We start from the raw sequence: 15,860 nt of genomic DNA, 5'->3' as shown, positions 1-15,860 counted from the left end.
CGCACCATTTCGGCGGCAGTGTGCACTTGCGCAGTGCGCCGCGGTGCCATTTTGCCGCGTATTTTGGCCATTTTTACCTGTGCCGACACTGGCACCGCTCTTGCTTAGGCAAGCGTGTGCCTTTTCACGGGAGTTCGCGATGCCAGAACAATGGAAAATGATTTGCCGCCTGAAGGACATGCCGCTGGCGGGCGCGCGCATGGTGCAGCGGGGACTGGCGTGGCAGGACTTGCCGGGCGTGGCGCTGTTCCGCGCGGCTGACGATACGGTGTACGCGCTGCTTGACACGGTGCCCTGCCTGGGCGGTCCGCTGGCGCATGGGGTGCTGATGGAGAAAAACCTGATGGGGCCGAAGAACAGCTGGATCATCGAGCTCGATTCGGGCCGCCTGGTGGCACCCGTGCAGGGCATGGCGCGCCTGTACGCCGTGCGCATCATGGACGGGCGCATCTACCTGGACGTCAATGAACTCACTATCCCGGCCAGCAAGGCCGAGCAGGCGCTGGCCGGGTCGTACGCCGTGTTGCCGCATGTGCAGATGGCATAGGTTATGGGGTCAGACCCTCAATGCCGCTAGCGCAAGGGTCAGCGCCAACGTGGTCGGGGGTCTGACCCCGGCACTTTGCTGCTTACTTGGGACGGTTCAGCAGATGCGCATGCGCATCGCGCAGCATGGTAGCCGTCGTGTCCCAGTCGATGCAGCCGTCGGTGACGGAGCAGCCGTAGGTCAGTTGCGACAGGTCTTGCGGAATCTTCTGGTTGCCGCTGACGATGTTCGATTCGATCATCACGCCCACCAGCGAGTGGTTGCCCTGGCGGATCTGATTGACCACGTCGGCCATCACCAGTGGCTGCAGTTCCGGCTTCTTGTAGCTGTTCGCGTGCGAGCAGTCGACTACCAGGTTGGCCGGCAACTTGGCCTTGGCCAGCGCCTGTTCGGCGATGGCGATCGAGACCGAATCGTAGTTCGGGCGGCCGTCGCCGCCGCGCAACACCACGTGGCCGTACGCATTGCCGCGCGTGCGCACGATGGCGACATTGCCTTCGGCGTTAATGCCCAGGAAGGAGTGCGGGTGCGCCGACGACAGGATCGCGTTCACTGCGATGCTGATGTCGCCATCGGTGCCGTTCTTGAAGCCCACAGGCGTCGACAGGCCCGACGACATTTCGCGGTGCGTCTGCGATTCGGTGGTGCGCGCGCCGATGGCCGTCCAGGCGATCAGGTCGCCCAGGTACTGTGGCGAGATCGGGTCCAGCGCTTCGGTGGCGGTGGGCAAGCCCAGTTCGCACACGTCGAGCAGGAACTGGCGCGCCTTTTCCATGCCTTCGTTGACCTTGAATGAGTCGTCCATGTACGGGTCGTTGATATAACCCTTCCAGCCCGTGGTGGTACGCGGTTTTTCGAAATACACGCGCATCACCAGCAGCATCGTGTCCTTGACTTCCTCTTGCAGCGCTTTCAGGCGGCGCGCGTAATCGAGGCCGGCGACGGGGTCGTGGATGGAGCACGGGCCGACGACGACGAACAGGCGCTGGTCCTTGCGGTCGATGATGTTGCGCAGCGCTTCGCGGCCGCGGCTGACGGTGTCGAAGGCGCTCTCCGACAGGGGCAGCTTGGCGTGCAGTTCGGCCGGCGTGGGCATGGGCGCGAAGGAGGTGACGTTGATATTTTCGATGTCTGGCGTATTCATGATTCTGGCTCGGCTTTCGCTATTGCGTTCTTTAAGAGGCAATAGTGTAGCGGAAATGCGGCCTGGCGGCGGGGATGGGGGCAAAACGGGAATACATGAGTTGTTTTTATGGCAGGGCCGGCACGCTGCCGGCCCCGAGCTCCCGGGCGCTTATTGGTCGCTATTGGCCGCCGGCCAGGTTGGCGCCAAAGCTGTAGCGGGCGATGCGCTGGTAGTTGCCGGCCAGTTCGGGCGGCCGGGGCAGGCCGGGATGGCGTCGCACGTGCTCCAGGATGGCCGTTTCGTGCTGGCGTATCTGCGCGTCCAGGCAGGCTATCTGCTGGCGCAACAGGGCGTACAGCGCCTGCTGGCCGGCCTGCAGATGGGCATTGAGGCGCGCCGACTCCTGCTTGCGCACGCCTTCGATGGCATGCAGGCGGCGCAGCCACAGGCGCAGTTCCACGTAGGCGGGCGAGGGCGGCGTCCAGCGTGCGGGGCGTTTGTGCTCGCAGTAGTTGGCCAGCACCACGGCGCCGTGCGCCGCGTCGTCGGGCAAGCCCTGGCCGCGCAGATAGTCTGTCAGCTGCGCGGGCTGGGCATCGCACACCAGCATGCCCATGTCCGCCAGTGCGCGGGCTGGCGCCTCGCTGTACGGGGCATCGAGGCGCAGGCAGACGCGCAAGCCGATGACGGGCACGTCGTTCCTTTGCAGCCAGCTGCGTAGCCAGCGGTAGCCAGCCACGTCGTTTTCCAGCACCTTGCACAGCACCTCTCCACCCGAGAGCAGCACGGCTTTCAGCAGCAGCTTGCTCGTTTCGATGCCGACGAAGGCAGTTTCCAGTTTGATCGCGTGTTCCATGATGAGTCCTCCCCTGCAAAGATATACGCAGGGGTGGCATGGCTGGATTCAGCGTGGATGCATATTCTTGGATGAAATATTTTTCACCGGGACTGTTGCATTGGCGCCCAAGCCGTCTTCCAGCCCCTCTGCACGGGAAAAAATCCGTGTAAGCTGGCGCCATGACGACTGTATCCATCCCCCATACCGATGTGGCCGGTGAGCCATTCCCCGCTGCACGTTTCATCAAAGAAATAGGACGCGGCAAGAACGGCGCGCGCAGCATGACGCGTGACGACGCCCGTGCCCTGTACCGCGCCATGCTCGAGGGCCGCGTGTCGGACCTGGAACTGGGCGGCATTTTGTTATCCATGCGCATCAAGGGCGAGTCCGTGGATGAGATCGCCGGCTTCCTCGACGCGGCCGAAGCGTCGTTCGCCCCGCTGGTCGCGTCGGCAGGCGAGTTCGCCCCGATCATCATTCCCAGCTACAACGGCGCGCGCAAGATGGCCAATCTGACGGCCTTGCTGGCGCTGCTGCTGGCGCGCGCGGGCGCACCCGTGCTCGTGCATGGCGTCACCAGCGATCCGGGCCGCATCACCACGGCCGAAGTGCTGGCCGCGCTGGGCGTGCCTGCCTCGCCAGACCATGCGCAAGCCGAGGCCGCCATGGCGCGCGGGCAAGTCGCCTTCCTGCCCATAGCATCACTGGCGCCGCGCCTGGCACACATGCTGTCGCTGCGGCGCGTGCTGGGCGTGCGCAATTCCACGCATACCCTGGTGAAAATCATGCAGCCGTTCGCCGGGCCCGCCCTGCGCCTGGTGTCGTACACGCATCCCGAATACCTGGAAATGCTCGGTGAATATTTCCTGACAGCCTCTCCGTCGGTGCGCGGTGACGCTTTCCTGATGCGCGGCACGGAAGGCGAGACGGTGGCCAACGCCAACAAGGCGCAGCAGATCGACTGGTTTCACGGGAGCGAACGCACGGTGCTGGTGGAAAAGCAGTTGCAGGTGGAAGAGTTGCCGCATTTGCCGGCCGAGCGCGATGCGGCCACCACCGCCGCCTGGATCGCTGCCGTGCTGCGCGGCGAGGTGCCAGTGCCGCCGTCGATTGCCGGGCAGGTGGAGCAATGCCTGATGGCATCGCGGCAGATTGCAGCACGGCTGCGCTAGCCGCGTCGCCGCAGTTTACAATGGCGGCTTTGTAATCAGCGGTGAGCGGAATTCTTATGGCAAAACAATTTGATGTGGCAGTGATCGGCGCAGGCGCAGCCGGCATGATGTGTGCGGCTGTTGCCGCCCAGCAGGGCAAGCGCGTGGTGTTGATCGATCACGCGGCCAAGCTGGCCGAAAAGATCCGCATCTCGGGTGGTGGACGGTGCAATTTCACCAATATTAACGCCACCCCACAAAATTTCCTTTCGGAAAACCCGCATTTCTGCAAGAGCGCGCTGTCGCGCTACACGCCGCAGGATTTTCTCGCGCTGGTGAAAAAATACCGGATCGGCTACCACGAAAAGCACAAGGGCCAGCTGTTTTGCAACGAATCGGCCGAGCTGATCATCGACATGCTCAAGGACGAGTGCGCCGCTGGCGGCGTGCATTGGCGCATGCCATGCAAGATCGACAATGTTGTTCAGCAAGCTGACGGCGGCTTCGTGCTGCAGACCGATAGCGGCGACATCGAGACGGCCAGCATTGTCATCGCCACGGGCGGCTTGTCGATCCCGAAGATCGGCGCCACGGATTTTGCCTACCGCATCGCCAGGCAGTTCGACCTGGCGATGGTTGAGCCGCGTCCGGCCCTGGTGCCGCTGACGTTCGATGCGGCCAGCTGGGCGCCATTTGCGGAACTGTCCGGCATCGCGCTGGAGGTGGATGTGGAGACGGGCAGCCTGAAAGGCCGCAAGGCAACAGGCGCGCGTTTCCGCGAAGATTTGCTGTTCACCCACCGCGGCCTGTCGGGCCCGGCGATCCTGCAGATTTCCAGCTACTGGTTGCCGGGCACGCCCATCGTCATCAATCTGTTGCCGGAAGTGGACGTGGCGCAAACCTTGATTGAAGGCAAGGGCACCTTGAAGAAGCAGCTGGGCAATATCGTCGCGCAATGGCTGCCGGAGCGCCTGGCCGACTGCCTGCTGGCCGTCAACGGCCTGGCGCCGGACGCGCGCATCGCCGACATGCCCGACGCCCAGCTGCGCAAGCTGGGGCTGGCCATCAATGCCTGGTCCATCGTGCCGAACGGCTCCGAAGGCTACCGCAAGGCGGAAGTGACGCGCGGAGGTATCGATACGCGCGAGCTGTCGCAGCAGACCATGATGGTCAATAAAGTGCCGGGCCTGTACTTCATCGGCGAATCGGTCGACGTGACGGGCTGGCTGGGCGGCTACAACTTCCAGTGGGCCTGGGCTTCCGGCGTGGCGGCAGGTATTGCCTTGCAGTAAGCAAGTCTGTAGGATGGGGTTCTGGCGCCCTGTGCGCCGTCCCCGGTGCGTGGTTTACGCCACATTCCGGCAGTGATCGCAGGCTGCATGCCGCACGCAAGTGGGGGAGGGGCTTCCCTTTCCGAATAAAAGCTGCTACTATCTATCTCTTCCTATACACCACCTCAACGGTTTGAATTTTACATGACCACTATTCGCCTTAAAGAAAACGAGCCGTTCGAAGTCGCAATGCGTCGCTTCAAACGCACCATCGAAAAAACGGGTCTGCTGACCGAATTGCGCGCACGCGAATTCTACGAAAAGCCAACAGCTGAGCGCAAGCGCAAGCTGGCAGCTGCTGTAAAGCGTCATTACAAACGCATCCGCAGCCAACAACTGCCGAAAAAATTATTCTAAGACTGTTCAGTCAGAACCAACCCGGGTAGTTCGGCGCATTGTTCGCCACGGGTTTTGTTTTGATTCGCCTGGAGTGATACTTCAGATGAGTCGCATACCCGCTCCGGTTCGCCGCAGCGGGTTTTCGCTTTTGTGGCTGCCTGCTTAGTCTGCACACGCGAGCACCTGGCCACACGAGCATCGAGCCCCACTTACCAACACGAGGATTGCCATGAGCTTGAAAGAACAAATTACCGAAGACATGAAAAACGCCATGCGCGCCAAGGAAGCGGGCAAGCTGGGCACGATTCGCCTGTTGCTGGCGGAAATCAAGCGCAAGGAAGTCGATGAGCGCATCGAATTGACGGATGCCCACGTGACGGCCATCGTGGAAAAGATGATCAAGCAGCGCAAGGATTCGATCACCCAGTTCGAAGCCGGTGGCCGTGCCGACCTGGCCGACATTGAAAAAGCCGAACTGGTGCATCTGACGGGCTACATGCCTGCCGGCCTGTCGGACGAAGAAGTGGCGGCCGAAGTGGCTGCCGCCGTGGCTGCCTCGGGCGCCGCCGGTCCGCAAGACATGGGCAAGGTCATGGCCATCGTCAAGCCGAAGCTGGCGGGCCGCGCCGACATGACCGTGGTGTCGGCCCTGGTCAAGAAAGCCTTGACGCCGGCAGCGTAAGCATACAATAGTAGTCATCGGCTGCCGGCCCATGCTGGCAGCCGCTCAATCGCCCACACGTTGACCTGGCTCAACCTCAGGCCACGTGCGGTAGTATAGTCTGACCTATAACAAGACCCGCCCTAGCCAGTGATACCTCAATCCTTCATTTCCGATTTGCTCAACCGCGTCGATATCGTCGATGTCGTGGGCCGCTATGTGCAACTGAAAAAAGGTGGCGCCAATTTCATGGGCTTGTGCCCATTCCACAGTGAAAAATCGCCCAGCTTTACCGTCAGCCCCACCAAGCAGTTCTATCACTGTTTCGGCTGCGGCGCGCATGGCACTTCGATCGGCTTCCTGATCGAGTACTCGGGCATGGGCTTTGTCGATGCCGTCAAGGACCTGGCGCAGAACGTGGGCATGGTCGTACCGGAAGCGGATGACAAGATCCCGCCGGCCCAGCGTGCGCAGATTCAGGCGCAAAGCATGGCCCTGTCCGACGCCATGACGCAGGCCTGCGATTACTATCGGGGGCAATTGCGCCACGCGCCGGAAGCCATCGCCTACCTCAAGAATCGGGGCTTGACGGGCGAAGTGGCCGCTCGCTTCGGCATGGGTTTCGCACCCGGCGGCTGGGATAATCTGCGTTCCGTCTTCCCCGACTACGATGTGGTAGCCCTGGCCGAAGCGGGCCTGGTGATCGACAAGGTCGATGAAGAGGGCAATAATCGCAAGCGCTATGACCGTTTCCGCGAGCGCATCATGTTTCCGATTCGCAATACCAAGGGCCAGGTCATCGCCTTTGGCGGCCGTGTGCTCGACCATGGCGAGCCGAAATACCTGAACTCGCCGGAAACCCCCTTGTTTTCCAAGGGTTTCGAACTATATGGCTTGTTCGAGGCGCGCCAGGCCATCCGCGACGCTGGCTATGTGCTGGTGACGGAAGGTTACATGGATGTGGTGGCGCTGGCGCAGATGGGCTTCCCGCAGGCGGTAGCGACCCTGGGCACGGCGTGCACGCCCACCCACGTGCAAAAACTGCTGCGCCAGACCGATAATGTGATTTTCAGCTTCGATGGCGACAAGGCTGGCCGCCGCGCCGCCCGCCGCGCGCTGGAAGCGAGCCTGGCCCACGTGTCGGACAATAAAACCATCAAATTCCTGTTCTTGCCGTCGGAACATGATCCGGACAGTTATATCCGCGAATTCGGCACCGAAGGTTTTGAGCAGCAAGTGCATGAAGCCATGCCGCTGTCGCAATTTTTGCTGAAAGAAGTGTCTGGCGAGCATGATTTGTCCGAGCCGGAAGGGCGCGCCCGCGTGCAGTTCGACGCCAAGCCCCTGCTGCAGCTGATGGCGCCATCGTCCCTGCGCCTGCAAATCGTGCGCGGACTGGCGCAACTGACGCAGTCCACGCCGGCCGAGATCGAAGCCCTGTTCGAGCTGGCCAAGCCCGTTGCCGTGGCGCGCCGCGCGCCGCCGAAATCGGGCCGCCCCGTGCCCGTGGGCCTGGAATTGAAGATCATGCGCATGCTGGTGGCGCATCCGCCCCTGACCATGCGTATCGATGAGGCCGCCCTGACCGCCTTCCAGCACCTGGGACCGGATGCGGCCCACAGCCTGGGGCAACTGGTGGCCGTGGGCCAGGCGCTGGGCGAGCATGGCAGTTTTGCTGCGCTGGCGCAGCAATTGAAGGAGCTGGGCAGCGAATACGACGAGATCATCGGCGAGATCGCGGCCGGCACGGAATCCGATTACGACAGCGAATTGTCGTGGCTGGTCAGCACCATCCGCGAGATCAAATTGAATGCCTTGAAGGCGGAATTGCAGCAATTGTTTGCGTCGGGTTTGCCATCGGAGAAAATTGGTGTACGCTACCGCGAAATCATGCAGGAGCAAGGCGAGTTGGAGCGCGAACGCGATGCCGAGTTGGTGAATCGATAATCTTGCTCTGTGGGTATGGCGCGCACTGGAAAAACATTTTTCGCGTGCTATAATTAAATGCTAAGTATTGTGTGCTTTGGCAAGCTAGTTCTGTTTCGTAAATAGTATTTGTTTTCAGTAAGTTAGGCTCTTGATCGGCGCGGTGGATCGTGTCGGCAGCCAGGGCCAACTGGCGCTTTCGGCGTTGCGGGCAAGGCTCGCAGACGCTGGCAAGCCGCGCCAGGCTCTCGCTCCCAACGCGGTCGATGCAGGAATTTCTGCCGAGGCGGCTGGCAACAGCTGGTGGACAGGAATTGCTGCGCTTCCCGCGGATCGTGGCCGATGAGGTGTAAGTAACGTAACAGTGTCGAATTTGCGTTGTCGGCAGGTTCGAAGATGGTGGTTCCCGCAGGTAGACAGGGAACTGGCAGCAAACTTTATCCTAATCCACCGTAAAGCAAGTCGTTGTGTAATCGAAAGCGCCTGTGCCAATCAAGAAACCCGAATCCAAAGCGGCTGCAAAGCCTACTAAAGTTACCACGAAAGCCGAAAAGGCGCTCGACCGGCCAGAAGCGCGCGTGACCAGCGCGCCCGTGGTCAGCCAGACTACCGATGCTGCCACCCTGGCGGCCATCGATACGTCCGGCTATGTCTTGCCGTCGGTAAAAGTGCCGGGCCGCCGCGGCCGCAAGCCAAAAGAATTCCAGCCAGAAAATGATGAGGTCGCCGCCCTGAACGCCGTCGAGCGGGCTGAACTGAAGGCCGTCGACAAGGCCAAGGCCAAGGACCGCAAGGCGAAGGAGCGCGCGCTGTTGAAGGACGCGTTCTCGTCCGACACGGAAGCGAGCGAGGAAGAACTCGAGCGCCGGCGCCAGAAACTCAAGACCCTGATCAAGTTCGGCAAGGAACGCGGTTTCCTGACCTATGCGGAAATCAACGATCACTTGCCCGAAAATATCGTCGATCCGGAAGCCATCGAAGGCATCATCGGTACCTTCAATGACATGGGTATCGCCGTCTACGAACACGCACCCGATGCGGAAACGTTGTTGCTATCCGATAACGTTGCCGTTGTCACCAGCGATGACGAGGCGGAAGCGGCGGCCGAGGCCGCATTGTCGACCGTCGATTCCGATTTCGGCCGCACTACCGATCCCGTGCGCATGTATATGCGCGAGATGGGCTCGGTTGAACTGCTGACGCGCGAAGGCGAGATCGAGATTGCCAAGCGCATCGAAGATGGCTTGAAAGACATGATCCAGGCCATTTCGGCCTGTCCCGTGACGATCGCCGAGATCATCGCCGCCGCCGACCGCATCGCCAACGAAGAGATCAAGATCGACGAAATCGTCGACGGCCTCGTCGATGAAAGCGAACCAGTCGCCGCCGCTCCTGTCGTGGTCGCTCCCGTCGAAGAAGACGAGGAAGAAGGCGAAGCGGAAGAAGAGGAAGTCGAAGAAGAGGAAGAGGCGAACGCTTCCGGCGCGGCCGGCTTCTCGGCCGAGCAGCTGGAAACCCTGAAGCGCACGGCGCTGGAAAAATTTGCCGTCATTTCGCAGCAGTTCGACAAGATGCGCCGCGCTTTCGAGAAGGAAGGCTACAACTCCAAACCCTACGCCAAGGCGCAGGAAGCCATTTCGCAAGAGTTGCTGGGCATCCGCTTCACGGCCAAGGTGGTGGAAAAGCTGTGCGACACCCTGCGCGGCCAGGTCGATGAAGTGCGTCATATCGAGAAGCAGATTCTCGACGTGGCCGTAAACCGCTGCGGCATGCCGCGCGCCCACTTCATCAAGGTTTTCCCGGGCAATGAAACCAACCTCGACTGGGTCGACGGCGAAGTCAACGCAGGACACGCCTACAGCGCCATCCTGGGCCGCAACATTCCGACCGTCAAGGAACTGCAGCAACGCCTGATCGACCTGCAAGCGCGCGTCGTGCTGCCGCTGCCGGACTTGCGCAACATCAACCGCCAGATGGCGGCCGGTGAAATGAAGGCGCGCAAGGCCAAGCGTGAAATGACCGAGGCCAACTTGCGCCTGGTCATTTCGATCGCCAAGAAATACACGAACCGCGGCCTGCAATTCCTCGATCTGATCCAGGAAGGCAATATAGGCCTGATGAAGGCCGTCGACAAGTTCGAGTATCGCCGCGGCTACAAGTTCTCGACCTATGCGACCTGGTGGATCCGCCAGGCCATCACGCGCTCGATCGCCGACCAGGCGCGCACGATCCGCATTCCCGTGCACATGATCGAGACGATCAACAAGATGAACCGCATCTCGCGCCAGATCCTGCAGGAAACGGGCGCGGAACCCGATCCGGCCACCCTGGCGATCAAGATGGAAATGCCCGAGGACAAGATCCGCAAGATCATGAAAATCGCCAAGGAACCGATCTCGATGGAAACGCCGATCGGCGACGACGACGATTCCCACCTGGGGGACTTCATCGAGGACAACAACACCCTGGCGCCGGCCGACGCGGCGTTGCACGCGTCCATGCGCGGCGTCGTCAAGGACGTGCTCGATTCCCTGACGCCACGCGAAGCGAAAGTGCTGCGCATGCGTTTCGGTATCGAGATGTCCACCGACCATACGCTGGAAGAAGTAGGCAAGCAATTTGACGTGACGCGCGAGCGCATCCGCCAGATCGAAGCCAAGGCGCTGCGCAAGCTGCGCCACCCATCGCGCTCCGACAAGCTGAAAAGCTTCTTGGAAGGCAACTAGAAGCCAATAGGGCTTGACGTGCGCCCCTGATACCCCTATCCTCGCGTGTCCGTTTCCAAAACGGCCGCGTTAAGCGGGTTTCAACAGCGCCGCCACGCCGCAGTCCCCCGGGCCTCTAGCTCATGCCTGGTTAGAGCAGCGGACTCATAATCCGTTGGTGCCGTGTTCGACTCACGGGAGGCCCACCAATAAAATCAAGGACTTAGGTGAAAACCTAAGTCCTTTTCCATTTCTACTGTCAACAAAGTGTCAACGAGCTGTAAAGGACGTGTTATCGTGTGATTCCTTATCGCAACGCTGATTGATACTGAATATATGACATCCAATTTAGATAGATTCAAATCGGACCTTGCCTCTTTGATTTCAAAAGGTGGGCAGCTTGAGTTGGCGATGAGGTATGATTTCGATCCTGATGGGATGCGTGCTCAGTTCAATACGGTATTAAAAGAAAAAGCAGATCAATATATTAAAGATCTTCCAAATTTTAAGCAGGAATATCAAGGGTGGTATTCCGAAGCTTTATCACTGCTTCGACAGCTTTTACCTCATCGTGTAAACGACTTCATTCGACACTACGAGAAACCAAAACCTCGCAAAGACATAAGTTTTGAAAATTATCGTATTGAGGACTATCTTCAGGGGTTGCGAACCACTCGGTTCGGGGAGGTTGTGGTAGATGGAACGGGAGCCTTCCCACATTTTCAGCAACAATTAGCGATGGTGAAGGCCGCACAAGCACGGTTTGAGTCCTCGCTATTTGATATCAAGCAGATGCTGCAGGCAGATATGTTTGACTCTGAGCTGGAGGCGGCTGAGCACTTGGCAAAATATAAGTTTGGTAGGGCGGCTGGTGCTGTTGCAGGAGTTGTACTTGAACGACATCTTGCCCAAGTTGCATCTAACCACAGCATTGTGATATCTAAGAAAAATCCGACAATTGCTGATTTCAATGAAGCCCTGAAGGCTGCCGATGTGACTGATCTTCCGCAGTGGAGATTTATTCAACACCTCGCGGATATACGTAATTTATGTGATCATGCCAAGACTCCTGATCCGACAACAGAGCAGGTCGCTGATTTACTTGCAGGTGTAAAAAAGCTCACGAAAACATTGTTTTAAATTTTTGTACTGAAAGTCGATGGGAGGCAATGCATTTTGAGCTTTTCTTCTTCCGTATCCATTGGCTTTTCAAGCAGCTTTACGAAACGTTAGTGGATTTAATCGTTTCGCTTCTTGCAAGTGCTCTGGTGCGAGGTGGGCATATCGCATAGTCATTGTGAGACTTGCATGTCCCAGTATGCGTTGAAGAACCAAAATGTTTCCACCATTCATCATAAAATGACTGGCAAAAGTGTGACGGAGACTGTGCGTAAGCTGTCCCTCCGGAAGTTCTATACCCGTCCTGTCAAGTCCTTCTCGGAACGCTGAGTAGGCGTGGCCAAAAATCCGTGCACCATTTCCTTGTTCTTGATAGTGATGTTGAAGTGCGCTTTGCAGTTCTTCGGAAATTGGGACAGAACGCACCTTCCCAGATTTTGTTTTTGCGAACTGAATTTGCCCATCTCGAACCTGACTGGCACGCAACTCTTCTGCTTCGCTCCAACGAGCACCTGTACTCAAACACACCTGAGTTATCAGGTGTACATGAGGATTTTGTGCCGTTTTAAGACTCTTCAGTAGCTCTTCTATTTGAGGAGGGGTTAGGTATGAAAGCTCAGTCTGTTGAATCTTGAATTGTCGAAGTTTCGCGAGAGGGTTTTCTTCGGTCCAATAGCCTAGTCGTTCAAGTTCGTTAAAAACAGCTCTAAGGTAGGCGTGCTCTCTATTCATATTGTTGGCGGAAACACCGGCCTCAAGTCTGCGCGTTCTGTATTCAGCAAACATGCTTGCCGTGAAGGAACTTGCATTAGGGTTCCCCATCGCCGCAGCCATGGCAAGTAAGCGTTGGTTGGTATCTTTGCCAGAACTTAACCCTATGCCATGATGCTCAAACCATAGGCCAATGAGGTCTGACAGTTTGCGCAGGTCTTTCTTTTTCGGTGCCCATCCAGCATTTTGAATCACCTGCGACTTGAGCCACGTCTCATGTGCTTTTGCCTCTGCCTGTGTCTTAACCGTTTTACGGAATCTTTTACCTCCTCGTCCCGCAGGCTGGACGTCAACTAACCAGCCGCTATCTGTACGTTTAATCGTCATACAATTTCCAGCAGCTCTTTTGCCGCAGTCAGTGCCTGTAATTCTTCGGATGTTGCTTTTTCACTAGCTATCAGCGAGAAGGCGTCTGCAAGGCTGCACTTCTCCTGGAACGATTTGATACCGACTAATAGCGCTTGAATCATGGGGGAGACTCGCTTCTCTCCTAATGCATGCAGGCATACAAACTGTGCGCGTAAGCTATCGTGAAAGGTCCACCCTCCACGACATTGTTTGATCAGATTTAGTATGGCAGCATCGTCCATTGCATACTGGCCAATTGGCTCAGGTAGCGTCGCTGTGTTGTTGCTGGCCACTGACGTCAACCGTCGCTCAAGCTCCTTTTTCCTAACCCCTTCTAACGCTCCCAGTTCATCCACTTCGTACTCCCAAAAGTCATATCCAACTTCGGCATTCTTCAGATCCATAATTTCGCACAGACGGCGCAGGTAGCGTGTGGCTGTCGGCTGACTTCTTTCAACCGGAGTTGATGGCGAGATTTGTCCACCAAGCGGGTCAGTGGCACCAGTCATAAGCCAAAGACTCATTTCCGGCCATTTTATGCAGAGCGCCATAAGCATTTCTGAGGAGGGGCGTGCTCTTCCGGCCCACCAGTTTGACCATAAAGCAGCAGGTATATCTGACAGTTCCTGCAATTCGAGATTTCTTCTCGCTTTGTGAGTATTTGCCTCTACCAGCTCGCGTAGCCGAAGGTCGAGTTTGAGCATTTTGGTCTCTTTGGTAGTCATTTTGCATGCGCTCCATGGCTTTCGTTCAGGGACCTTAATCATATCTCATTTTGCACTGAGTACAGAAAGTCATTGACAAAATGCGATGAGGTGAAGCACACTCCAAAGCATCCTTAGTCAAACATATTTTGTAGTGAGTGCGAAATGAGTCATAGTGTGGAGCCTAAACCGTTACTGTCGATGCCATTACTTACCCGGGAAGCATTTGCTCTTGCAATTGGGCTGCCTATCGGCGTGCTCATCGGGCAGTGTGAGCGTGGTTATTGGCCGCAGGTGACCATCGGCAAAAGAGTGTTTGTGAACGTAGAGGCTGTCCGTGTACAAGCCGCACAACGTGCCCAGGAGTTTTCGCTTTGAGTATCTGCTTTTTGGCCAAAAAGGCTTACCCCATTACGTCAGATTTGGGTTTGACTGCGCGAGCCGTTGTTGTTTTTTTTACAACTTCGCACCAAGGGGCTAGCGTATGAGACCGCCACGTCACTCTTTGATGAAGCGTGTATCTGATCGCACGTACAACCCTTACGCGGAGGCTTCTGGGTGTTCAACGCGAACTCGTGTCGTTGAGCCACAAATGCATGGCGTCGGCGAACCTTCGCCAGGTCGCGCTGACCGTGCCGACAGCGCGCCAGCGCTGCCGGTGCGGAGCAGCGCGATTGCCGGAAACGCCGGGTTAGTGCCGAATATCGCGCATGTAAGCGCCACCGAATGTTCCCCCCAAAATAACATGGGGAAAAACCTAGAGGGCGCCCAATCGGAGCACTGGGAAAGTGTTTGTGAGGAAGACTTTGGTGAGGTGGAACTGGTGCTCACTGGGAAGGGTGAAACCAAGACCCTGCTGGTTCGTCTTCCGTCATCTGCTCAGTGCTGCGTGATTGACTGGTTGAATTTCACAGTATCGGAAGACACGTGGTCGAAGACAGCAGGACGAACACTAATTACCGATGACGAGTATATCGAGGAGGCTAGCCGACAACTTGAGAAAATTTTTGGTTTCGGCATCACTACGCATCGAAGTCTGAAACTGAACTGGTATGCCGATTCATGGGTACTCGGGGACGGCATGGGCCTTATCGGATTCGGGAAGCAAAATCGGACCATGTTGGTCATGTTATCCGGCCAAGGTTGTATGAGCGCTCTTGGGGACTGGGAAAAGCGTCTTTATGACTTCTTAACTCAAGTGGCCATCCGGCCCTCGATTTCTCGAATCGACCTCGCACATGATGACTTTGACGGCTCGTACTTATCGGTGGATTGGGCATACCAGCAGTGGAAAGATGGTGGTTGTAGCTTCAAAAAAGGTGGTCGCCCGCCTGAAATTCAGAAGCATGGGAACTGGGATTACCTTAGTGGAAAAGGGCGGACGATCACCTTTGGTCAACGGGTGTCATCTAAGTTTTGTCGCACCTATGAAAAAGGTAAAAAAGAAGGCGATAAGGAGTCGAATTGGTGTCGATGTGAAGTGGAGTTCAAGAACACCAATACCATTATTGATCCGCTGATTTTGCTAAATCCTAGCAAGTTCTTTGTGGGGGCATATCCATTCTTTAGTGCTTTCAGCACCACAGAGACGCCGGCACGTATGGCGGTAAAAGCTCGTGCACAGCACATCACTGTTGATGACTCGATTGCGATCACAAAACGCCAATTTGGCAAATACATTCGCGTGTTTCGTGCCTTATTTGGTGATCAGGAAACACTTGACCTGATCACTAACACTGACGAAAACGCATTTCCTAAGCGTATGAAACCGTTCCTCAGTTTTCACGATTCAGGGCCTGTCCCGATCCATAAACAGGCAAAACCTGTGGTTTCAGATTTCGTTCATTTTCCAATTAGCCCCCCATTTTTTGGCCTCAATGGGGAACGGGCTCGTCTGTAGGTCGTCTCAAATATATCTAGGATAAAAAATGAAATTTAGCTCAACACTCAAAGTAACCGGCATGAAGTTCAGCAAGGGCACCATGGAGAACGGCCAGTCTTACGACAGCACCAAAGTGTATGTCGAGACAGCCTTGGACAACAGCAAGGACTCTGCCATGGGAACTGCTTGCGCAGAGTATGGCCTCGGTAAAGCAGATGAGTACCAGAAATACAAGCACCTCGCCGATGCGTTTCCTTTCATGGCGTTGGCCGAAATGGAAATCGTCACGAACGGCAAGCTCCAAAAAACTGTAATTCATTCGCTGCGTCCGGTTGAGGCAGCCAAGGCTGCTACGCCGGGTGCCAAACATGTTGCCGCATGATGTTGCGGTTAAGTTCGTAGTCCAAGATGA

Annotated in this window: 14 protein-coding genes and 1 tRNA gene; 11 read left to right on the top strand and 4 right to left on the bottom strand. The window is 57.1% G+C overall.

Annotated features, from left to right (window positions below; translation table 11 throughout):
* Positions 1-139 precede the first annotated feature (139 nt).
* A complete protein-coding gene (locus tag ACQ4WN_RS00930) occupies positions 140-547 on the top strand; it encodes a nitrite reductase (NAD(P)H) small subunit (RefSeq protein WP_436549854.1) in 408 nt (135 codons plus the stop codon).
* An 82-nt stretch (positions 548-629) separates the two neighbouring features.
* Here the strand turns inward: ACQ4WN_RS00930 and ACQ4WN_RS00925 are convergent, their stop codons facing one another.
* Together ACQ4WN_RS00925 and ACQ4WN_RS00920 are read right to left on the bottom strand one after the other, a co-directional pair.
* Positions 630-1,691 carry a 3-deoxy-7-phosphoheptulonate synthase gene (locus tag ACQ4WN_RS00925; protein ID WP_101482663.1) on the bottom strand — a complete coding sequence of 354 codons (1,062 nt, stop codon included), beginning with the start codon at positions 1,689-1,691 and terminating at the stop codon, positions 630-632.
* 160 nt (positions 1,692-1,851) lie between these two features.
* On the bottom strand, positions 1,852-2,529 hold the full coding sequence (locus ACQ4WN_RS00920) for a hypothetical protein (protein WP_436549853.1): 678 nt from the start codon (positions 2,527-2,529) through the stop codon (positions 1,852-1,854).
* A 161-nt stretch (positions 2,530-2,690) separates the two neighbouring features.
* On the opposite strand from ACQ4WN_RS00920, the gene ybiB reads away from it, so the two are divergent.
* From ybiB to ACQ4WN_RS00880, 8 genes are all read left to right on the top strand, one after another.
* Positions 2,691-3,683 (top strand): DNA-binding protein YbiB, encoded by a 993-nt coding sequence (gene ybiB, locus ACQ4WN_RS00915; protein WP_436549852.1) that lies wholly within the window; start codon positions 2,691-2,693, stop codon positions 3,681-3,683.
* Between the two features lie 56 nt (positions 3,684-3,739).
* Entirely contained in the window at positions 3,740-4,954 is a 1,215-nt protein-coding gene (locus ACQ4WN_RS00910; RefSeq protein ID WP_436549851.1) for a BaiN/RdsA family NAD(P)/FAD-dependent oxidoreductase, read from the top strand.
* A 183-nt stretch (positions 4,955-5,137) separates the two neighbouring features.
* Positions 5,138-5,350 carry a 30S ribosomal protein S21 gene (gene rpsU, locus ACQ4WN_RS00905; RefSeq protein WP_008451879.1) on the top strand — a complete coding sequence of 71 codons (213 nt, stop codon included), beginning with the start codon at positions 5,138-5,140 and terminating at the stop codon, positions 5,348-5,350.
* Positions 5,351-5,561: 211 nt separating this feature from the next.
* Positions 5,562-6,014, top strand: coding sequence for a GatB/YqeY domain-containing protein (locus ACQ4WN_RS00900; RefSeq protein WP_034746974.1), 453 nt, complete (start codon positions 5,562-5,564; stop codon positions 6,012-6,014).
* A gap of 129 nt (positions 6,015-6,143) precedes the next feature.
* Positions 6,144-7,940 carry a DNA primase gene (dnaG, locus tag ACQ4WN_RS00895; RefSeq protein WP_436549850.1) on the top strand — a complete coding sequence of 599 codons (1,797 nt, stop codon included), beginning with the start codon at positions 6,144-6,146 and terminating at the stop codon, positions 7,938-7,940.
* 464 nt (positions 7,941-8,404) lie between these two features.
* Positions 8,405-10,645 carry an RNA polymerase sigma factor RpoD gene (gene rpoD / locus ACQ4WN_RS00890; RefSeq protein ID WP_219888312.1) on the top strand — a complete coding sequence of 747 codons (2,241 nt, stop codon included), beginning with the start codon at positions 8,405-8,407 and terminating at the stop codon, positions 10,643-10,645.
* A gap of 109 nt (positions 10,646-10,754) precedes the next feature.
* A tRNA-Ile gene (locus ACQ4WN_RS00885) sits at positions 10,755-10,833 on the top strand.
* Between the two features lie 127 nt (positions 10,834-10,960).
* Positions 10,961-11,764 (top strand): hypothetical protein, encoded by an 804-nt coding sequence (locus ACQ4WN_RS00880; RefSeq protein ID WP_436549849.1) that lies wholly within the window; start codon positions 10,961-10,963, stop codon positions 11,762-11,764.
* A 69-nt stretch (positions 11,765-11,833) separates the two neighbouring features.
* On the opposite strand, the gene ACQ4WN_RS00875 is transcribed toward ACQ4WN_RS00880, so the two are convergent.
* Positions 11,834-12,841, bottom strand: a complete 1,008-nt coding sequence (locus ACQ4WN_RS00875) for a phage integrase (protein ID WP_436549848.1) — start codon at positions 12,839-12,841, stop codon at positions 11,834-11,836.
* Positions 12,838-13,566 (bottom strand): hypothetical protein, encoded by a 729-nt coding sequence (locus ACQ4WN_RS00870; RefSeq protein ID WP_436549847.1) that lies wholly within the window; start codon positions 13,564-13,566, stop codon positions 12,838-12,840. Before ACQ4WN_RS00870 ends, ACQ4WN_RS00875 begins: the two co-directional genes overlap by 4 nt.
* 592 nt (positions 13,567-14,158) lie before the next feature.
* On the opposite strand from ACQ4WN_RS00870, the gene ACQ4WN_RS00865 reads away from it, so the two are divergent.
* Positions 14,159-15,466, top strand: coding sequence for a replication initiation factor domain-containing protein (locus tag ACQ4WN_RS00865; protein WP_436549846.1), 1,308 nt, complete (start codon positions 14,159-14,161; stop codon positions 15,464-15,466).
* 28 nt (positions 15,467-15,494) lie between these two features.
* Positions 15,495-15,830: a hypothetical protein gene (locus ACQ4WN_RS00860; protein ID WP_102294180.1), complete on the top strand. Its 336-nt coding sequence runs from the start codon at positions 15,495-15,497 to the stop codon at positions 15,828-15,830.
* Positions 15,831-15,860 lie beyond the last annotated feature (30 nt).

The organism is Janthinobacterium pasteuri (assembly GCF_051380775.1).
Lineage (GTDB): Bacteria > Pseudomonadota > Gammaproteobacteria > Burkholderiales > Burkholderiaceae_D > Janthinobacterium.
The sequence above is the reverse complement of the archived record's forward strand: the minus strand, read 5'-3'. Positions and strand labels throughout refer to the sequence as shown.